Source organism: Microcoleus sp. D2_18a_D3, from assembly GCF_036702455.1.
GTDB lineage: Bacteria > Cyanobacteriota > Cyanobacteriia > Cyanobacteriales > Microcoleaceae > Microcoleus.
Genome location: NZ_JAUBTK010000073.1, coordinates 1 through 18,312, shown reverse-complemented (window position 1 = coordinate 18,312; position 18,312 = coordinate 1). Strand labels below are relative to the sequence as shown.

The 18,312-nt window shown below is 40.0% G+C and carries 11 protein-coding genes and 6 pseudogenes; 11 read left to right on the top strand and 6 right to left on the bottom strand.

What is annotated here, in order from left to right; all coding sequences use genetic code 11:
• The first annotated feature begins 6 nt into the window (after positions 1–6).
• The 7 genes from QUB06_RS26155 (at position 7) to QUB06_RS26125 (ending at position 8,405) form a co-directional block, all read left to right on the top strand.
• Entirely contained in the window at positions 7–1,605 is a 1,599-nt protein-coding gene (locus QUB06_RS26155) for a lactate racemase domain-containing protein (protein ID WP_333437764.1), read from the top strand.
• Between the two features lie 18 nt (positions 1,606–1,623).
• Positions 1,624–2,922, top strand: coding sequence for an MFS transporter (locus QUB06_RS26150; protein WP_333437763.1), 1,299 nt, complete (start codon positions 1,624–1,626; stop codon positions 2,920–2,922).
• Between the two features lie 63 nt (positions 2,923–2,985).
• Positions 2,986–3,642, top strand: coding sequence for a CDP-alcohol phosphatidyltransferase family protein (locus tag QUB06_RS26145; RefSeq protein WP_333437762.1), 657 nt, complete (start codon positions 2,986–2,988; stop codon positions 3,640–3,642).
• 61 nt (positions 3,643–3,703) lie between these two features.
• On the top strand, positions 3,704–5,317 hold the full coding sequence (gene aepX, locus QUB06_RS26140; protein WP_333437761.1) for a phosphoenolpyruvate mutase: 1,614 nt from the start codon (positions 3,704–3,706) through the stop codon (positions 5,315–5,317).
• Positions 5,317–6,480, top strand: a complete 1,164-nt coding sequence (gene aepY, locus QUB06_RS26135; RefSeq protein ID WP_333437760.1) for a phosphonopyruvate decarboxylase — start codon at positions 5,317–5,319, stop codon at positions 6,478–6,480. The genes aepX and aepY overlap by 1 nt, the downstream gene beginning before the upstream one ends.
• Before the next feature lie 75 nt (positions 6,481–6,555).
• The gene (locus tag QUB06_RS26130) at positions 6,556–7,641 is read left to right on the top strand and encodes a 2-aminoethylphosphonate aminotransferase (RefSeq protein WP_333437759.1); all 1,086 of its coding nucleotides are present in this window, start codon (positions 6,556–6,558) and stop codon (positions 7,639–7,641) included.
• 14 nt (positions 7,642–7,655) lie between these two features.
• Positions 7,656–8,405: a phosphocholine cytidylyltransferase family protein gene (locus QUB06_RS26125; RefSeq protein WP_333437758.1), complete on the top strand. Its 750-nt coding sequence runs from the start codon at positions 7,656–7,658 to the stop codon at positions 8,403–8,405.
• Positions 8,406–8,628: 223 nt separating this feature from the next.
• On the opposite strand, the gene QUB06_RS26120 is transcribed toward QUB06_RS26125, so the two are convergent.
• Complete coding sequence (locus tag QUB06_RS26120) at positions 8,629–9,006, bottom strand: hypothetical protein (RefSeq protein ID WP_333437757.1); 378 nt, start codon at positions 9,004–9,006, stop codon at positions 8,629–8,631.
• Positions 9,007–9,197: 191 nt separating this feature from the next.
• On the opposite strand from QUB06_RS26120, the pseudogene QUB06_RS26115 reads away from it, so the two are divergent.
• A pseudogene (locus QUB06_RS26115) lies at positions 9,198–10,466 on the top strand (IS4 family transposase); the annotation flags it as partial.
• A 266-nt stretch (positions 10,467–10,732) separates the two neighbouring features.
• Here QUB06_RS26115 and QUB06_RS26110 read toward each other — a convergent pair.
• The 3 genes and pseudogenes from QUB06_RS26110 to QUB06_RS26100 form a co-directional block, all read right to left on the bottom strand.
• Positions 10,733–12,414, bottom strand: a pseudogene (locus QUB06_RS26110) (IS1634 family transposase).
• Between the two features lie 448 nt (positions 12,415–12,862).
• A complete protein-coding gene (locus tag QUB06_RS26105) occupies positions 12,863–13,273 on the bottom strand; it encodes a transposase (RefSeq protein ID WP_333437756.1) in 411 nt (136 codons plus the stop codon).
• Positions 13,274–13,295: 22 nt separating this feature from the next.
• Positions 13,296–13,421, bottom strand: a complete 126-nt coding sequence (locus QUB06_RS26100) for a hypothetical protein (RefSeq protein ID WP_333437755.1) — start codon at positions 13,419–13,421, stop codon at positions 13,296–13,298.
• A 149-nt stretch (positions 13,422–13,570) separates the two neighbouring features.
• Between QUB06_RS26100 and QUB06_RS26095 the strand changes: the two genes are divergently transcribed.
• On the top strand, positions 13,571–14,017 hold the full coding sequence (locus QUB06_RS26095) for a transposase domain-containing protein (RefSeq protein ID WP_333437754.1): 447 nt from the start codon (positions 13,571–13,573) through the stop codon (positions 14,015–14,017).
• Here QUB06_RS26095 and QUB06_RS26090 read toward each other — a convergent pair.
• Positions 14,014–15,335 (bottom strand): annotated as a pseudogene (locus QUB06_RS26090) (IS4 family transposase). The gene QUB06_RS26095 and the pseudogene QUB06_RS26090 overlap by 4 nt on opposite strands.
• Before the next feature lie 384 nt (positions 15,336–15,719).
• On the opposite strand from QUB06_RS26090, the pseudogene QUB06_RS26085 reads away from it, so the two are divergent.
• Both QUB06_RS26085 and QUB06_RS26080 read left to right on the top strand, forming a co-directional pair.
• A pseudogene (locus tag QUB06_RS26085) lies at positions 15,720–16,542 on the top strand (IS4 family transposase); the annotation flags it as partial.
• 700 nt (positions 16,543–17,242) lie between these two features.
• Positions 17,243–17,560, top strand: a pseudogene (locus tag QUB06_RS26080) (ISAzo13-like element transposase-related protein); the annotation flags it as partial.
• 181 nt (positions 17,561–17,741) lie between these two features.
• On the opposite strand, the pseudogene QUB06_RS26075 reads toward QUB06_RS26080, so the two are convergent.
• Positions 17,742–18,245: pseudogene (locus tag QUB06_RS26075) on the bottom strand (ISKra4 family transposase); the annotation flags it as partial.
• Between the last annotated feature and the right edge of the window lie 67 nt (positions 18,246–18,312).

Sequence of the window (18,312 nt, the reverse complement as noted above, 5' to 3'; positions counted from 1 at the left end):
ATAAACATGGTAAGTACAACAACCAATATGGATAAATCCAAGTGCGTCCGCATTCTCGATGGTAGCGAAAAAATGGTCTTTCAATCTGGTGAAGGATTCGAGGTAGATTCCTTACCGGCAGGTACACGGGTAATTTACCCACCTCCACCATTACCTGGAATAGGAGATATTGATGGTGCGATCGAGCAAGCTTTAGACAATCCGTTAGGTTGTGAACCGCTTTCTGCTCTATTCCAACCAGGGATGAAAGTCACAATTGTTTTTGATGATTTATCCCTGCCGTTACCCCAGATGCAAACACCAGATTTACGGCAGCGAATTATTACTAAAGTATTAGAAAAATTAGCAGCAGCAAGCATCACGGATATTCATTTAATTGCGGCATTAGGCTTGCATCGCCGCATGACCCCCGCCGAATTAAAACGGGTGTTAGGTAAGCAAATTTTTAATGCTTTTTATCCTAATCAACTCTATAATTATGATGCTGAAGATCAGGATAATAATGTTTATTTAGGTCAGACGGAAAAAGGCGAAGATGTAGAAATTAATCGGAGGGTGGCGGAGTCCAACCTAGTAATTTACGTTAATATTAATCTAGTCTCGATGGATGGTGGTAATAAATCCTTTGCTACTGGAGTTAGCACTTATAGGACAATTCGCTGTCACCACAACCACCATACATTGATGCACTCTCGCTCTTATATGGATCCTTCTAAGTCGGCACTACATTCTTCCTGCGATCGCATGGGTAAAATTATTGAAAATCAGGTCAAAATTTTCAAAATTGAAACCACAGTTAATAATGATTGTAGTCCCCATTGGTTGACTTTTTTGCGTAAACCTGCTTGGGAATTCAATCAATTTGATTGGTTGAATTTTTATGCTAATAAGCTCAGTACAGATTTGTTACCTCCTAGTATCAAGCGCGAAGTTTTCAACCGAATTTTTGCTCCATATGGCTTAACTGGAATTCATGCGGGACGTACTGATTTAGTGCATGAAAAAACCCTAGAAAATGTATTTAAACAGCAATTAATTCCAGTGCAAGGGCAAGCAGATATCCTAATTGCTGGTTTACCTTTTCTTGGTCCCTACAATGTCAACTCAATTATGAATCCAATTTTGGTAGTCTGTAACTCCTTGGGCTACCTATTTAACTTTTATCGGGGTCAACCTTTGGTGCGTAAAGGAGGAGTTTGCATCTTTCTTTATCCCCTGCATGAAGACTTTCACCCCATTCATCACCCCTCTTATATTGAGTTTTACCAACGCGTACTGACTGACACTACAGATCCAAAAATTATTGAGCAAAAATATGAAGCGGAATTTGCTCACAATCCTAAATATATTGACCTTTACCGCAATTCCTACGCTTATCACGGTGTCCACCCCTTTTATATGTGGTATTGGGCCTCCTATGGGAGGTCTTATGTAGGTAAAGTCATCTTCGTTAAACCAAGATCAAAACGTCCAGCAGAGATTATGGGTTTTGATACTGCCGAAAGTATAGCTGAAGCTTTAGAAATGGCTAAAGATGTGGTTGGCGCAAATCCATCAATTACCAATTATCATGCTCCTCCTTTCTCGATCTGTGATGTAACTTAAAAATCTTGAGGTAGTAGCATGAAAGTTTTTTTATTAGTGTGGTTTGGGCAATTAGTTTCTGCAATTGGTTCGCGGTTGACTGGGTTTGCAATGGGCGTGTGGATGTATCAGCAAACTGGTTCAGTCACCCAGTATGCCTTAATTTACTTATTTACTTACTTGCCAGAAACATTAATGTCACCAATTGCAGGGGCATTAGTCGATCGCTGGGATCGGCGAACAGCGATGATCGTAAGTGATGCTGGTGCAGCAGTGTGTACACTAGCGATCGCTTTCCTACTATTTAATAATTATCTACATCCCTGGAATCTTTACCCCATCCTGGCAATCAAAGCTGGATTCACCGCTTTTCAAATCCCTGCTTATATTGCTGCTACTAGCCTTCTAGTATCTAAAGAACACTATAGTCGCACTGGCGGCATGATCCAGCTAGCCCAAGCAGCATCCCAAGTAGCTGCCCCTATGCTGGCAGGTTTTTTGGTGGGTGTAATTCAAGTACAGGGAGTGTTTGTAATCGATTTTTGCACCTTTTTGGTAGCTAACTTGACCCTGCTTGCTGTCAAATTTCCTCAGCCTGAAGTTAGCGTAGCAGGAAAAAGTAGCAAAGGGTCACTGTGGCAAGAAATGGTGGCTGGTTGGCATTACATCACTCAACGTCCGGGGATGTTAGGTTTATTAATTTTCCTCTTGATGCCTTTCTTTACTTTAGGAATGCTAGAGGCACTATTTACCCCTTTGATCCTCAGCTTTGCTACTGTTGCTCAATTAGGCACAGTGCTAACGGTTGGGGGTTGTGGTTGGTTGTTGGGTAGCGTGTGCATTACTTCTTGGGGAGGTCCGAAAAAGCGTATTTATGGAGTATTTGGTTTTGTAATTATGCAAGGATGCTGTTTATTTCTGAGTGGATTGCAACATTCAGTCACACTAGCTGCAATAGGCTGTTTTGGCTATTTGTTTGCTTATCCAATCATTCTTAGTTGCAATCAAGCAATTTGGCAGAGCAAAGTCTTACCTGATTTACAAGGCCGAGTCTTTGGCGTGCGTCGTTTGATTGAGCAATTACCACCGGGCATTGCTTATATTATTGCAGGACCTTTGGTCGATCGCTGTTTTGAGCCTTGGTTAAGTGCGAATGGATTATTAGCAAATAGCGTGGGTAAAATTTTAGGTGTTGGTAGCGGACGAGGTATTAGTTTCCTATTTATTATTATTGGAAGTCTAAATATTTTGGCTACTATTTTAACTTATCAATACCCACAAATAAGATTAATAGAAAAACAATTACCTGATGCTATAGGAGGTAAACCTATAAATTAAATATTTGGTTAAAAATTTAAGGAAATCTCAATCTAGACCTTTACGAAAGCAAAGTTAAACCTTATGACTACCAATGAAAAAATGGAAAAAGTTGTCCCTAGCCTGTTAGAAAAGAAATTAGAACAATTATCATATTATTTAGTGCCAATTGTGCCAATTGGTATTAAACCTAATCAAATCACCATGGCAGGTTTTGTTGCTGCAATCACCGCAGGGTTATCATTTTATTTAGCGTCATTCAACAAAATTTGGTTATTAGTTGCTATTCTAGGAATTACCACACATTTAATCTTAGATGGATTAGATGGTGCAGTAGCTCGTCAGCGTAGCTTAACCTCAAAAGCGGGATATTTTCTTGATTTATTTCTAGACTGTATTGCGTTTGTAATTATTCCTTTAGGAGTATTTTTTTCGATCTACGATCCATTAAAAATCTTTATTTTTAATGGAATAGCTTATGCTTTAAACTCCCTACTGTTAATTCATTGGGTACATTTACGGAATAAGTGGGTTTTTCCAATTTTTGGCCCTGCTGAAGCACATCTCACTTATATTTTAATGGCAATTATGACATTCTTTTGGAGTGAACCTGTTATTATTATAGGGAGTTATTCATTAGGATGGTTTGATTTAATCACCTTAATTGGTGTCCCCTTAGTGGGTATAGAGTTTGTAATCTCTGGCTATAAACTGTTTCAAGAATTGAAAAGAGAAAATTAGTCAGTCATACTAATCTGTTTGACAGATAAATAATCAAGTTTGCAAGGTAACTTAGAACACCATGAAAAAGACAACTCGACTGAAGAAATTACTCAAATCTGAATCCCTAGAATTTCTGATGGAAGCTCACAATGGCCTCAGTGCTAAAATAGTTGAAGAAGCAGGTTTTAAGGGAATTTGGGCTAGTGGCCTATCAATTTCTGCCCAGTTAGGGGTGCGAGATAATAATGAAGCTAGCTGGACGCAAGTTTTAGAAGTAATTGAGTTTATGTCGGATGCCACATCTATTCCCATACTGTTGGATGGAGATACTGGTTATGGCAATTTTAATAATGTACAAAGATTAGTTAAGAAGCTTGAACAAAGACAAATAGCTGGGGTGTGTCTTGAAGATAAACTTTTTCCGAAAACTAATAGCTTTATCAATGGCACAGCGCAACCATTAGCTGATATTGAAGAATTTTGTGGAAAGATTAAAGCGGCTAAAGATGCTCAAACAGATGATGATTTTGTGGTAATTGCCCGCATAGAAGCATTTATCGCAGGCTGGGGTTTAAATGAAGCATTAAAACGAGCCGAAGCATATCATCAAGCGGGGGCTGATGCAATTTTAATTCATAGTGCTCGTTCTACACCTGAAGAAATTTTAGACTTTAAACGAGAATGGGGTGATCGCTCTCCTGTTGTCATTGTCCCAACAAAGTATTACACCACTCCCACCCACGTATTCCGAGATTACAAATTTTCCTTAGTAATTTGGGCAAATCAAATATTACGGGTGGCAATTACAGCAATGCAACAGGCAGCAAAAACCATTAAAACAGAAGAAAACCTGCTAGCTGTTGAAGATGCAATTATTCCTGTATCTGAAGTATTCCGTTTGCAAGGAGCCAAAGAACTATCTGCAGCAGAAAAACGTTACCTACCGCCAATTAAAGAAAATGTACAAGCAATATTACTAGCAGCATCACGCGGTATTGAATTAGGGGGACTTACCGAAGAGCGTCCTAAGTGTATGCTCGAACTGTCTGGTAAGCCATTGTTAGCAAGAATTAGAGATAGCTTCCATACAGGGGGAATTAAAGATATTACTGTTGTCCGGGGCTATCATAAAGAAGCCGTCAATGTCGTTCAGCTTAACTATGTAGATAATGATGAATTTGAGACAACGGGGGAACTATTCTCTTTGTATTGTGGATTGCAAAATGTAGCACAAGGCGAAAAAGATTGGATACTTAGCTATGGCGATGTACTATTTAAAAAGTACGTTTTACAAATGCTGGTGGAGAGCATTCACGATTTAGCCATTGTGGTAGATGCTGATTGGTTGCAACGTGCTAATCGAGTACGTCCAGATTATGTATATGCCTCTTTACCCAATTCTAAGCAAGCATTCTATAGTGATGTTTATCTTAAGCAAATGGGTTCCAACATACCATCAGGCATTTGTGGCGTGTGGACAGGACTGCTGAAAGTGGGCAAACAAGTACAGCAACCCTTATTCAACGCCCTCAAAACTTTATTGCAAGACGAAAATATGAAACAACACGGGCGAATGCCAAGTTTGATTACAGAATTAGTCACTTTAGGCTATCCTGTCCATGTGATTTACATTACAGGCAATTGGCTGGATATAGATGAAGTCGAAGATATTGTCAAAGCAGGGAGTTTCTAATGATTCAAGCAGAAGATTTCATTTTAGCTGCCAAAGCAAGAGGTTTTGGCTTATATACTGGAGTACCTTGTTCATATCTCAAACCGTTTATCAACTATACGATTGATTCTCCCGCTCTGCGCTATGTTGGTGCGGCTAACGAAGGAGATGCAGTTGCCATCGCTGCTGGTAGCGAATTGGCAGGGGTTCGCAGTGTAGTGATGTTTCAAAATTCTGGTTTAGGGAACGCAGTTAACCCCCTCACCTCTCTTACTTATATTTTTAAAATTCCCATCCTGGTGATTGTCACCTTGAGGGGAGAACCGAATGGCGTACCGGATGAACCACAGCATGAGTTAATGGGGACTATTACTCAATCTTTACTAGAACTAATGGAGATTAAGTGGGAATATTTTCCCCAAGAGACTGAGCAAATTACAGCAGTTTTAGATCGGGTTGTGGAATATATGCAAGAATATCAGCGCCCCTATGCACTGGTAATGCAAAAAGGTGCTGTAGCTAGTTGTAATTTGCATTCGCAACCTATCAGCAAATCCCCATCAGTCTTGGGAGAAAAAATTGTTGGTGCTTCAGCAGTTGATTTTACTCGTAACGATATCCTGCAAGCAATTCAAGCCACAGTTAAGCGGGATGATATTGTGTTAGCAACTACAGGTTATACTGGGCGAGAACTTTATGCGATCGCTGACTTAGATAATCAATTTTACATGGTCGGTTCAATGGGTTGTGTTTCTAGTTTTGGTTTAGGGATAGCGCTAGCCCAACCTCACAGACGAGTTATTGTTATAGATGGAGATGGGGCAGCCTTAATGCGTTTGGGTGCAATCACTACTATTGGTTATGAGCGTCCTGCTAACCTTTGCCATATTCTGTTGGATAATCAACGGCATGAATCAACTGGCGGACAATCAACCGTATCTCATTCTGTAGATTTTAGTGTGATGGCTGCGGCCTGTGGGTATGAAAAAGTTGGTATAGCCACCACTCCCCAACAAGTTACTGACTGGATAACTACAATACCAAATTTATTATCTTTCCTCCATATCAAAATCAAACCTGGTACTCCAGACAAGTTACCTCGACCTAAAGTTACTCCTGTACAAGTTGCCCATCGTTTGCGACAGTTCATTAACAGTAAACAATCATTGGTCAATAGTCATTAACTATTAGTCACGGGAGAAATATTTTCTCCCTTATTTGCCCCATTTACCTTATTTTTCCCGTCTCCCTCAATGTCTATGAAGCGAACTCTTTTACTTAATCCCGGCCCAGTTACTATTACAGAACGAGTCCGCCAAGCTTTAATTCAACCAGATTTATGTCATCGAGAGCCAGAATTTGCAGATATAACATTGGATATTAAGCAGCGTTTAGTTCATGTTTATCCCCAAGCGGCTAGCGAGTATGAAGCTATTGTTATGACTGGATCTGGTACTTGTGCTGTAGAAGCTATGCTGTTATCCCTTGTACCCCGTGAAGGTAAAGCATTAGTTGTTGCTAATGGTGTCTATGGGGAACGCATGGCTAGTATGATTTCTGCTCATGGTAAACAAATAGAAATAGTTGCTACACAGTGGTATGAACCGATGAATCTAATTGAGGTCAAACAGCGGCTTGAGCAAGACTCCGCTATTACCCACGTTGTTGCAGTTCATCACGAAACCACCACTGGACGTTTAAATGATCTTGCTCAACTCGGTCAAATTTGTCGCGAGTACAATGTAGCTTTGTTACTAGATGCAGTTTCTAGTTTTGGTGCTGAAGAAATAAAATTTGCTGACTGGAATCTAGAAGCCTGTGCTTCAACTGCTAACAAATGCTTGCACGGAGTTCCAGGCATTTCTTTTGTATTAGTTCGTCGTTCTGTGTTTGATTCTCGCCCTTCTGCTGCGGCTAGCTTATATCTAGATTTGTATCGCTACTATCATGAACAAGTTAGTGGCTTTTCACCTTTTACTCAAGCTGTTCATGTGTGCTACGCTTTACAAGCAGCACTTCAAGAACTAGAAGATAGTGGTGGTTGGTTGCGACGACATGAGCATTACTGTAATTTGTCTCAGAAGATTTTTCAAGGATTGCAACAACTAGGAATCGATACTTTCCTTGATGAACAGGCTTATAGTTGCGTTTTGCGATCATTTAAGCTACCCAATCACTATACTTACGCACAAATCCACGATGCTTTGAAAGCAGCAGATTTTGTTATTTATGCTGGACAAGGTGGGCTAGCTAACTCAATTTTTCGCATTGCTAATATGGGAAATATTCACATCACTGATGTGGGAAATCTGCTAACTTGTTTTGCTCATTTACTTGCTCAATAACAGAGTATAACTTTATGACAATTAAACTAGCTGTAATTCTAGCTGCGGGTAGGGGAACGAGATTAAAAGAATTAGGTATATCTCGGCCTAAAGGTTTTTTGCACTTAGGCGACCACCCCATTATTATCGAATCAATCACCAAACTCCTTAACTCTGGAATTGAACGAATTGTGATTGTAACTGGACACTTAGCAGAGTTCTATGAGGAATTAAAAACCCATTACTCACAAATTACAACTATTCATAATCCTCTCTACGCTACATCAGGTAGTATGTACTCACTTTACTGCGCTCGTGAATTGATTGATGCAGATTTTTTGCTGTTAGAATCAGATTTAATTTATGAGCAGCGCGTAATCAGTATTGCTATCAATTTCCCTCAAAACAATGTAGTTATTTTATCTGGTAAAACTAATGCCGGAGATGAAGTATATGTAGAAACTAGCGGTGATACTATCACTGCTATGTCTAAAAATTTATCGAATTTAAATCATCTCCCTACAGGTGAATTAGTGGGAATATGTAAAATTTCTTTGCCTTTATTTGAAAGGATGATTGACTATGCCAAAACTAAATTCACGAGAACTCTTAAAGTTGATTATGAAACCAATGCCTTGGTTGGCGTAGCACAATCTTACCCCGTTCACTATACTCTAATTCCTGATCTACTTTGGGCAGAGATTGACACTACTAATCACTTATCACGCGCGAAAGAGCAAGTATATCCAAATATCGGCGTTGCTGAATTATGGTATGATGATTGAGAGTGCGATTACCAAAAAATAACACTTTACAAAACGCAGAGTTCTGACGGGTGACAACCCCGTCGAAAGCATTCCCTGTAGAGCTTTGGGACGTTTTGTGGAAAAAAAAGATGGGGTCGTGATTGTAAAAAACTGGAGTTTAGACTAAACAATGGTCGCAGCTAAAAGTAGCTGCCTTTTACTAGAAGGCAAGCTGTTACTCAGCAACTCAAGAGGTAGAAGATTAAACAGCTAATTTTGAAGATTTTTTGCGTCGAGAAACCCGTTTTTTAACAGTGGGATAGTACGGTGCTTTAGTACGTGCCTTTCCTTTTTTCCAACCAGGAGATTTTCCCCTATGTTTAGGCAGTTGAGCCGGAGTACCAATGTCAACTAAAATCGACAACATTGATTGGGCAACACGTCCAGGAGTTAAATTGATACGCTTCAGATTGCTCTCGTCAGTCGATTCTCGACCACTAAGTCCAAAGCCCGCCAGAGTTGCCAACTCATCAACGGCATTAAATCGCTCCACCGCTGGCGATTGTTCGGGAGTTCTTAAGTTAGGTAATGTCCAATGTAATCGTTGCGAATGCAAATCTATACCAATGATCCACTCCAAAACGTCGTAAATACTTAAACCAAACAGTTTCGCTTGGGTAGAGTGCGCTCTCCGACCCAAGCCAACCACAAGGGTGGAAACATTTGTGACAAGTTAAGAAAAAGTGCAAATTGTCAAGGGGGTACACAAAAAAATGTAAAATAGGCTGAAACATCTATAGGGCAAGCAGTTAAGCCCGAGTTGAACCAGTTATGATTCGCCAAAAAAAAATCAACCGAGACCATGCAAAGAAAAAAAATCGTCCCCAAGTAGAAAATGAAGTGGTAGCGAATCACCTGGAAGATTTATTAATTCCAGCAATGGCTGCCCAAAAAAGTTTTTATCGCCAACTAAATTTAAGAGATAGGATTCTGACACTACCATTAATGATGGCAGCAATATTAAGTCTTTTATGGCGAAATGTAGCAGGAGTAACAGAATTAACTAGATTATTAAATAGAGAAGGATTTTTATGGTGTGAGCCGTCGGAAATTAGTCAACAAGCATTATCGCTGAGATTTTTAACTTTCCCAGCAATTTTAGAGAGAAAAAGTATTTAAAGAATTATTGCCTCATTTTCGCCGAAAATGGTTAACAAGAAAATCAAGACCACTACCAGATAGCGTACAATTTGCCTTAAAAAGCTTTGATAATATCTGGATAGCTGATGGCTCAACATTGGAAGCATTATTTAAGAAGCTACAAAGTTTATCAGATGTGCCAATTGGTCAATTACCGGAAAAATGGGAGTAATTATAGACCTAGTAACTCATCTTCCCGAAGAAATTTGGTTTGGGGAAAATCCGAAACAAGCAGATACTAATTGGGAGGAAGATTTACTAAAAACAGTTAAGCCAAAAACCTTACTATTATTGGATCGAGGCTTCTATCACTTCGCTTTTTGGTCAAAACTAATAGACCAGAAAATTGGATTTATCACTCGAATCAAGAAAGGTGCATCTTATCAAGTCGAGCGGGTATTAACCAATACTTATGATGTCAAAGACCAGATAATTAAAATAGGTGGAGGTACAAAACAGACACCAGCTTTGACTATAAGATTAGTACAGATTCGCTCCAAGACTTCCTGGCGTTCTTATCTGACAAGTGTCCGAGAACCTGAAATATTGCCCCCCTATGTAGTAGCAGATTTATATCAAAGACGCTGGCGAATAGAATCCGCATTTTGTACAGTAAAAAGATGATTAAATCTCAGCTATTTATGGACGGGTTCCTTAAACGGAATCAAGCTCCAAATCTGGGCTACTTGGCTATTTTATGCGGTTTTAGTAGATTTAGGAGATGCGGTGGCAGATGAATTAGGAGTACCAATTGAACGGGTTTCATTAGAAATGATTTATCGGGGGATGTATCATTTTTCGGTTGCCTATCAAAAAGGAATAGCTTCTGACAAGGTTAAGTATTTTGCCGCCGACGAAAATCAAGATTTAGGGATTGTTACCCACATTCCGCACCCCAACTGGCACATACGCAAATTGAGGGGATAATAGTGAGTAAAAACACCCAAAAATCTCTGTAATGATCGCATCACTCAGTTAGGAATTCCTAAAAATTGACGTGAGGGCATGAATTAAATCTTCTTAACCCATAAAACATCAAAAATCCGACCATTAACAACTATTAAGTTCCAGCATATATCGCCCGCATTATGACAATAATACATCACTGCTGAATCAACAATTATTTAATTGTAAGTCAGTTTTACCAATCAATAATCGACTTCATTTCACAACAAGAAATAATAAGACCGACAGGTGACTGGAAACAAATTTAAGATAGCTAACCGTTCGGATGTCAAATTAGAAACTTGCTGAATTCCTTGAATACACACGGCATGAATCGATTGAAAACTTTGGAATATCCAGCGCAAAGTAGGTCGATTGGTTCCTTGGCCCAACTGATTTTTTACGGTTTTATTAGTGAGTTGCAAGTTTTGCCGGAGTAACCTTTGACCTAAAGTATAAATCAACAAACACAAACCCATTACCAAAGTTAAAGCCTCTATTCTTTCCGGCGACTTTAGAAACACGCTATCCGTAAAAAACAAGGGGTCTTTCAAAAACCCAAACCCTCTCTCTGCCGACTGCTGTTCCTTATATTTTACAATCATTTCATCAGGATTTAATTGTGAAGCATCCAGCACATTAGTAGCTAAGATAAATCTGCCACTAGCTTTGGTTGCTTTGGCTACCGCACGCTTCATCTAATTCTAGTTGTGCCTGAACTTTAAATATTAGCTTAGAGCTAGAAATGTCAGAACTGGTCGAATTAGCATCGGATTTTGCTGTCGATTGTCTGCTACTAATTTGGGTTAAATTATGATATTTTATTTCGGGAGATAAACGACGTGCTGCTGACAAGGCATCGGTGTCACAAGCAAATTCAATATTTGATAACTCTCGCAACTTTTTCTGACCCTCAATTTCAGCTTTTTTGAGTTTTTTTTCTAATTTACGTTGGTCTGCCTCACGACGCAAACTGCTCTCTACTACTAACCATCTTTGTGTAATTCCACCATAATTACTTTTGTGTTCTGACCAACGATATCCGGTCACAGCACTATCGTGAAATTCTGATTCATTTAATTGAGATACCAGTTGCTGCGCTTGTTTCAGGCTGAGTGGTACACGAGTTAACCATCTTAAATTGGTTAACATTTCGCTCCTTGGGAGCGGTATATAATGCACTGTCAGCTACCATTAAACTGTCGAGATTTAATTTGTTTTTAAAGTCTTGACAAATTGAGGCGAATATGGAATTATCTGATTCGTTTCCTGAAGCTACTCGTAAAAATAGTGGTACATCTCCATCTCCACTACAAATTAGGTCTAAAATGAACTGTTTTAAGTCGGGACTTGGCCCTTGAGAGTAGCCGTAGGTAATCTCAATTGGTATGGGAGATGTTTGATGGTTGATTGATGAATTATCTAACTGATTGCTATCTGTTTCTATGCTCGAAAAAGATACTGATGGCAATTCTTGCTCATATTTGCCATGTACATGAAATGAACTTGAGTCTAAGTGAGATGTGTCGGTTTTTAGCTCAAATTTTTGAGCCGCTGACAGGGCAATGGTTGTGAATATTTCCGTAATCCCTGCCAAATATAGCTTGTCTAATACTCTGCCTAAACGGTCATCATTCAGATGCGATGCTTGAATTCCTGCTCCAAGTAAATGTTCTGTTGCTTTCCCTTCAAAAAATTTAGAAAATAAGTATAGTGGGGCAGAAACCATCCCTAATCCATTAATAATCATGGCTTTAACTACCAGACCGGGACTCACTATTTCACCTGGTTGTTCGCCTACTAATTCATTGATTTTTTGGACAATCCCTATTTCATCAATTAGACCGGCTACCAAGCCCAGATGATCTAGGTTTTCTACTTTCATTTCAGATGCTTTCTGCATAGGCTGCTGAATCCTGATTTGAGCGTTCATCACGCTCGCCAGTTTACACTATTTTTGGTGATGATTGCTTACGGAAGAGCGATCGCAATTAACGCATTTTGGTCAGGCGATCGGGTGACGGATACGTAATAAACTTGGTTTTTTGCCGCTGGCAATTTTAACTGGTATCAGATTTAACTTATGCTCTCACTTCTATTGTCAGGAATTTTTAACGCTCGTGATGCGAGCGCGACCAAAATTATTGAGTAAAAATACTCACGCTTGGTCTCGGATGATTCACTTTTACCCCCTCAAGCAGCATATGTGCCAGTTGGGGGTGCGGAATGTGGGTTAAAAGGTTTTGCCATTGTTTGATTAAAGTAGTTAATAAAATTGAGGATGCGATTTTTCAGATCGTACTCACTGGTGAAACTTGCCATGCTTAAGTAATTTCCGCACCAAAATGCGCTCACCAAATCTCTATTTGATTAAGCCACGAAGAATGTTTTGGTGTGTAATGGAAAACAATTTGATGTGTTGGGTCACTTAAAAAAACTGCGCGAGATTTCATAGATTGAAGTATGCCGCTTTTTCCCTTAATACCGAGGTCGATATCTAAGCCTTCTTTTTCGGCGACCAAACGCACCAGTGATTCAGATTGGTGAGTATTCAGACAATCCATAATTAGATGCCATTTTTTGGCATCAGGGTCAGTTTCAATGATATGACGAATATTCAGTAAAAAATCCGATTCTGTTCTTGAATCTCCGCAAGTTGCCTCGATTATCTTACCATTCGCAATATTGAAATTAGCGATCAAGGTCTGCGTACCATGACGAATATATTCAAACTCTCTTCTTGCAACTTTTCCTGGTCGCATTGGTAAGTCTTTTTCGACACGCTCATCGGGCTTGAATCCCTGTCATTTCATCAACTGATATAGTGTATTCTCCATTTTGACGGAGTTCAATCGCAGTCAGATATAAGTTTGTAATATCTTTAACTTTTGCATCAAATTCTTCATCCACAGGGGGGGGTTAACCAGTAGCGCGAGGCGTGTGGTTTAAGTTCTGCTTCTTCTAATAATCTGCCAACATGGCGGACTGATATCAATACTTCTCGGTTAAGCTCAAAATCAGGTAGACTGGTATTGATGCGTGGATAAGCGAGGGTAAAATTGAGGCAGATCAAAGAATTCAGCTTAATCACTCCAGTCATAGAAGCAGCGTCCGTATTTAAGGCACTAGAAACGGCAATACCATCTGCTGCGATTCAACAAGCAATTGACAAGACTCATAGCCAGCAAGAACGCCAAAGAAAATTGCCATCTGAGTTGGTGATCAGTTTGGTGATCGCCATGAGCCTGTGGTCGTCGGTGTCAATGAGAACAGTTCTGAAAAATCTAGTTAATGGTTTAAGCAGGAAGTGGATTCAGCTAGGAGAGCATTGGCAAGTACCAAGTAGTTCCTCAATCAGCGAAGCTCGCCAGCGAGTCGGATGCAGAGTAATGACTCAGCTATTCGAGCAGGTCGTTCGTCCAATGGCTTCACCACAAACGGACGGGGCTTTTTTGGGTGGATTACGAGTTATGGCAGTAGATGGAACAGCATTGGTAACAAGTTAAGCCTGTATGGCAGTTGTCAAGGGGATTCCAGAAGATGCCTCAAAGAAAAATTGGTGATTGCCTCGCTGTCGATCGGGGAAAGGTGCAACAATTAACTTAACATTGGGCTTTCGTTGAGATTTAACAATACCTAAATCTTGGTTTTCTGGCGCGGCGAAATACTCGATCAGGTCAGTTGCCTTACCTTTTTGATGAGCTACATAAAAATGGTAAAGACCCCGGTAAATCATCTCTAATGAAATCGAATCTATTGGTAAAGAGAGTTGGTCAGCAACGGCATCACCTAAATCAACCAAGAGTGCATAAAATATCCAAGTCCCCCAAATTTGAAGCTGAATTCCGTTAAGAGAACCTGTCCACAAATAACTTAATCCCAAGAGCCTTTTTACGGTATTAAAAGCATCTTCAATTCTCCAGCGCCTGCGATATAAATCTGCGACGACGTAGGGAGGTAATACATGAGGATCTAGCACGCTTGTCAAATAAGAATGCCAATTTTTACCGGAACGAACTTCAATCAAACGTAAGGTAATAAATGGAGTTTTTGAAGTTCCTGAGCCTAGCCGTATCCGACTATCTCGGAGTTCGTAACTCTTGGTAAATACTTGCTCTACTTTAATTGATGCTCCTTTTTTCAAACGAGTAATGAGCGTGGATATCTCGTTCAATTAATTTGAGCCAAAAGCTAAAATGATAAAATCCTCGCTCCAGTAAGAGTAAGGTTTGAGTTGGGACTAATTGCAGAATATTTTCTTCAAGCTTAACATCAGAAGCTCGCTTGATTTTCGAGAAACCAAATCTCGGCAGGAAGCCTGGTCATTAAATCTATGACTGTTGCCATTTTTCCTGCCAACTGCCCTTTGGGTATATCTTCCAGGCTTTTGAGCTTACAAAATAATGCTTCGAGTGTTGAGCTATCCACTATCCAAATTCGGGAAAATTTGGTCAAGGCAAATTGAATGCTTTCTGGTAGAGGTCTTTGGTTTCTCTGATACCAAGCAGTTCTTAAACTTGGTAATAAATTTTTGAAGACTCCTTCAAATAAAGTGGCAGGAAAAATTAAAAATCTTTGAGACATTGCTTGTTGAGTGACTGTTGTGGGTCGGCACCACAAAAAACCTTCTCTTGCTAGCATTCTTGTGAGTTCTGTCACTCCAGCTACGTCTCGCCACAACAAGGTTAATACTGCTCCTACCATCAACGGTAAGTTGAGAATTCTCCCTCGTAAACCCAGTTGACGGTAGTAATTTTCTTGTGAGGTGATGGCTGGTGTTAATAATGCCGATAGTTGCGAGGCAATTGCCTCATCTTCCACCATCGGTCTTGTTGTTTTTTTGGCGTGGTCACGGTTGGTTTTTTGACTTTTAGCCATATTTACTGACCTACACAATCGCTCAATTATTTGTCAATTATATCGTTTGATAATACCAACACGGTACAACTATTATCGCTGACCCCGACGCTGCCGTGCTGGGGATGTGCAACTATAATCGATCGCCCGCCACTATTATCGATCGCCCGTCACTGTTATCGATCGCAGTGCCACACCAATCGAGCCAACAACTTATTAATAATGATAATCGCTGTTGGTGGGAGAGTCCGCCGCAGCCTTACTCTCCACCCTTACCCCTTTTTTGATTATCATTATTATCCAATTATATTTATGCACAAAGAGGTATTGACAAAATCTACTCCTTTCTAACTTGTTACCAATGATGGAACAGTGATAGATGTCCCAGATAGTGCAGCCAATGCCAGAGTTTTTGGGTATCCGGGAACACGTCCTGGGACTAAAGCTGCTTTCCCAAAAGTCAGATTAGTGCTGCTGGTAGAAACAGGAACTCATCTAATTATTGATGCGTTGATGTGTCCATATCGTATTGGGGAGCGGGTTCGGGTTCAAAAACTCCTCCGCTCAGTAACTGCGTGAATGCTGCTGATGTGGGACGCGTGGCTTACACTCTTATAAAATGGTCAATGCAACAATTAAACAATCTTGTCACTATTTAGGTCGATTACCTGCGAACGTCAAATTCGAGGTCGAACAAGCTTTAGATGATGACTCTTATTTAAGTTGGATTTATCCAGATGGTAAATCTCGTAAGCAAGGTGCTGTCAGGATTCAAGTCAGAATCATTGAGTACAAGATTGACTCTGATTCGGAGCAAAAAAGTTATCGGCTGATTACCAGTTTGATGGATATAAAAGTCTTCCCAGCTTGGTTATTAGCAGCAGAATATCATCAGCGATGGGAGATAGAAAGTACCATTGATGAACTTAAAACTCATCTTTTAGGTCGCAAAACTCCCATTCGTTCCCTCAAGCCTCGCGAAGTTGTTCAAGAAATTTATGGCTGGCTACTCGGACATTGGTGCATCCGTTGTTTAATGTTTCAAGCGGCAGAAACAGCGGGAATTTCACCGTTACGGATGGGCTTTACTGGTACTTTGAATGTGGTGCGGCGAGCGATTCCCAATTGTCAAAATATTGAACTATCTCAACTGCCTTTTTTTTGTCATGGGTGATCCGCGAGATTTTGGATGAAAAAATCCCCAAACGTCAGGGCAGAAGTAATCCCCGCGTTGTCAAAAAACCTCGCTCCAAGTTTCCCTCCAAAAAACCTTTTCATAGAGGTACTGGTACTCAGCACCAGGAGCTTCATTTCTCTATTCTCAGCACCGCTTAGAGCTTAACCGAGAAGTATTGGGACTGATATACTTTCAATAATGCCTTGTTTCATGATTTCCTCCGCCAGCTCGGCTTTGCTGTCCAGTGACTTATTGGTCGTCCATAATCGGACGGTGAGGAACAGGCGAGTGCAAATAACTCGGTTACTTGTTCCATGCTAAATTTTACTGGTGCCCCAACACGCTCTCGATCTTGTAATCTTTGCAAAATCGATAAGTCTTTTCCCTCACTCTCCAACCATCGGTTTCGCCCCTTCACGAGCCATCTGCCGGTTAATCTCTAGGCTTCGGGCTATTTCACGATGGTTTTGACCATCAGATGCCATGAGAATGATTTTGGCTCGTAGCACGATCTGTTGCGGCGTGTTGTGTCTCTTGCTCAACTGGTGAAGTTGATGACGCGATCCATCGCTTAATTTTAATGTTTTAGGCATTAATAAGGCCATATATGACTCCTTTATCACCTACCGAAACTGGTCTAAACTAACTATGTTATTCTACCACAAATATAGTCTGTCTACTTACGCCGAGCTGTACTAGCTTTAAAAGTACACGATTATATACACGAATCACCGCCAGTGAAGTCCGTCGTCAACTAATAGAACAATTTGGTTATAGTGATGAAGAACTACCTTCAGTAGAAACAATTCGACGAAGATTGAATGATTTGGGTTATAGCTTAAAACGAGTTCTTAAAACTAAACCCATCAAGAAGATCCCCGAAACTGAAGCCATTTTTAAACAGGTAACACAAATTAATACAGAAGCTGACCATGACCCTAATACTCTCCGAATCTCCATTGATGCTAAGGCGGCAGTCAAAGTTGGAGAATTTGATCGAGGTGGTAAAACTCGGAACTCGGAGGGAGCATCCCAATTTTGTAAAAGGGGAAAAGTATGATACAGTTCCCCTTTTATTTTAGCTGATCCCTATATTATAGGATGTAAAAAATTAGCGAGACTCTAATCAAATTCGCTTATCAAAATATATAAACTTAAACAAGTTGACCAAAAATACCTAAATAATTTTAGAGAATTTATAATAATTCATTTAAGTAAGTACACCTCAGCTTAAGCATTTGACTAATATTTTTTAACGACCATTGAGCCCCCGAAATTTTTAAGCGCCTATCAATCTGTTTGACCGTTGATTCAACGGCTCCTGACCCAATAGAACAAATATTTTCCTCGGATAAAACTTGATAATTTACGATTCGATGACGATGTTTAGTTAGGTAGTTACAAAAATTAGCAGCTTGGCGACGACCGGCGGATTCAAATAGCTTAATTGTCTCATTTACCTGACCCTCCCACAACAATTTTCTAGCTTGTTCCAGTCGTTTATTAGACCCTCCTACTTTGTGCAAGTTTTCCATTAGATGGAACCAGTCTAAGATTTCTCTCCGTCTGCCTTGAGGATTAAATTTATTAATTAAATTCCAAATTCCATCATGTCCATCTCCCAAACAGGTTAAGAGGGGACTTAAAGGCTGATTATTTACAAAATTAATTAAGCTTTCATTCTCTTGAAACTGTAGTTTAGACTAAAAAATGAGCGCAGCTAAAAGTAGCTACCTTTGAATCTTAGGCAAGCTGTTGCTCACAAAC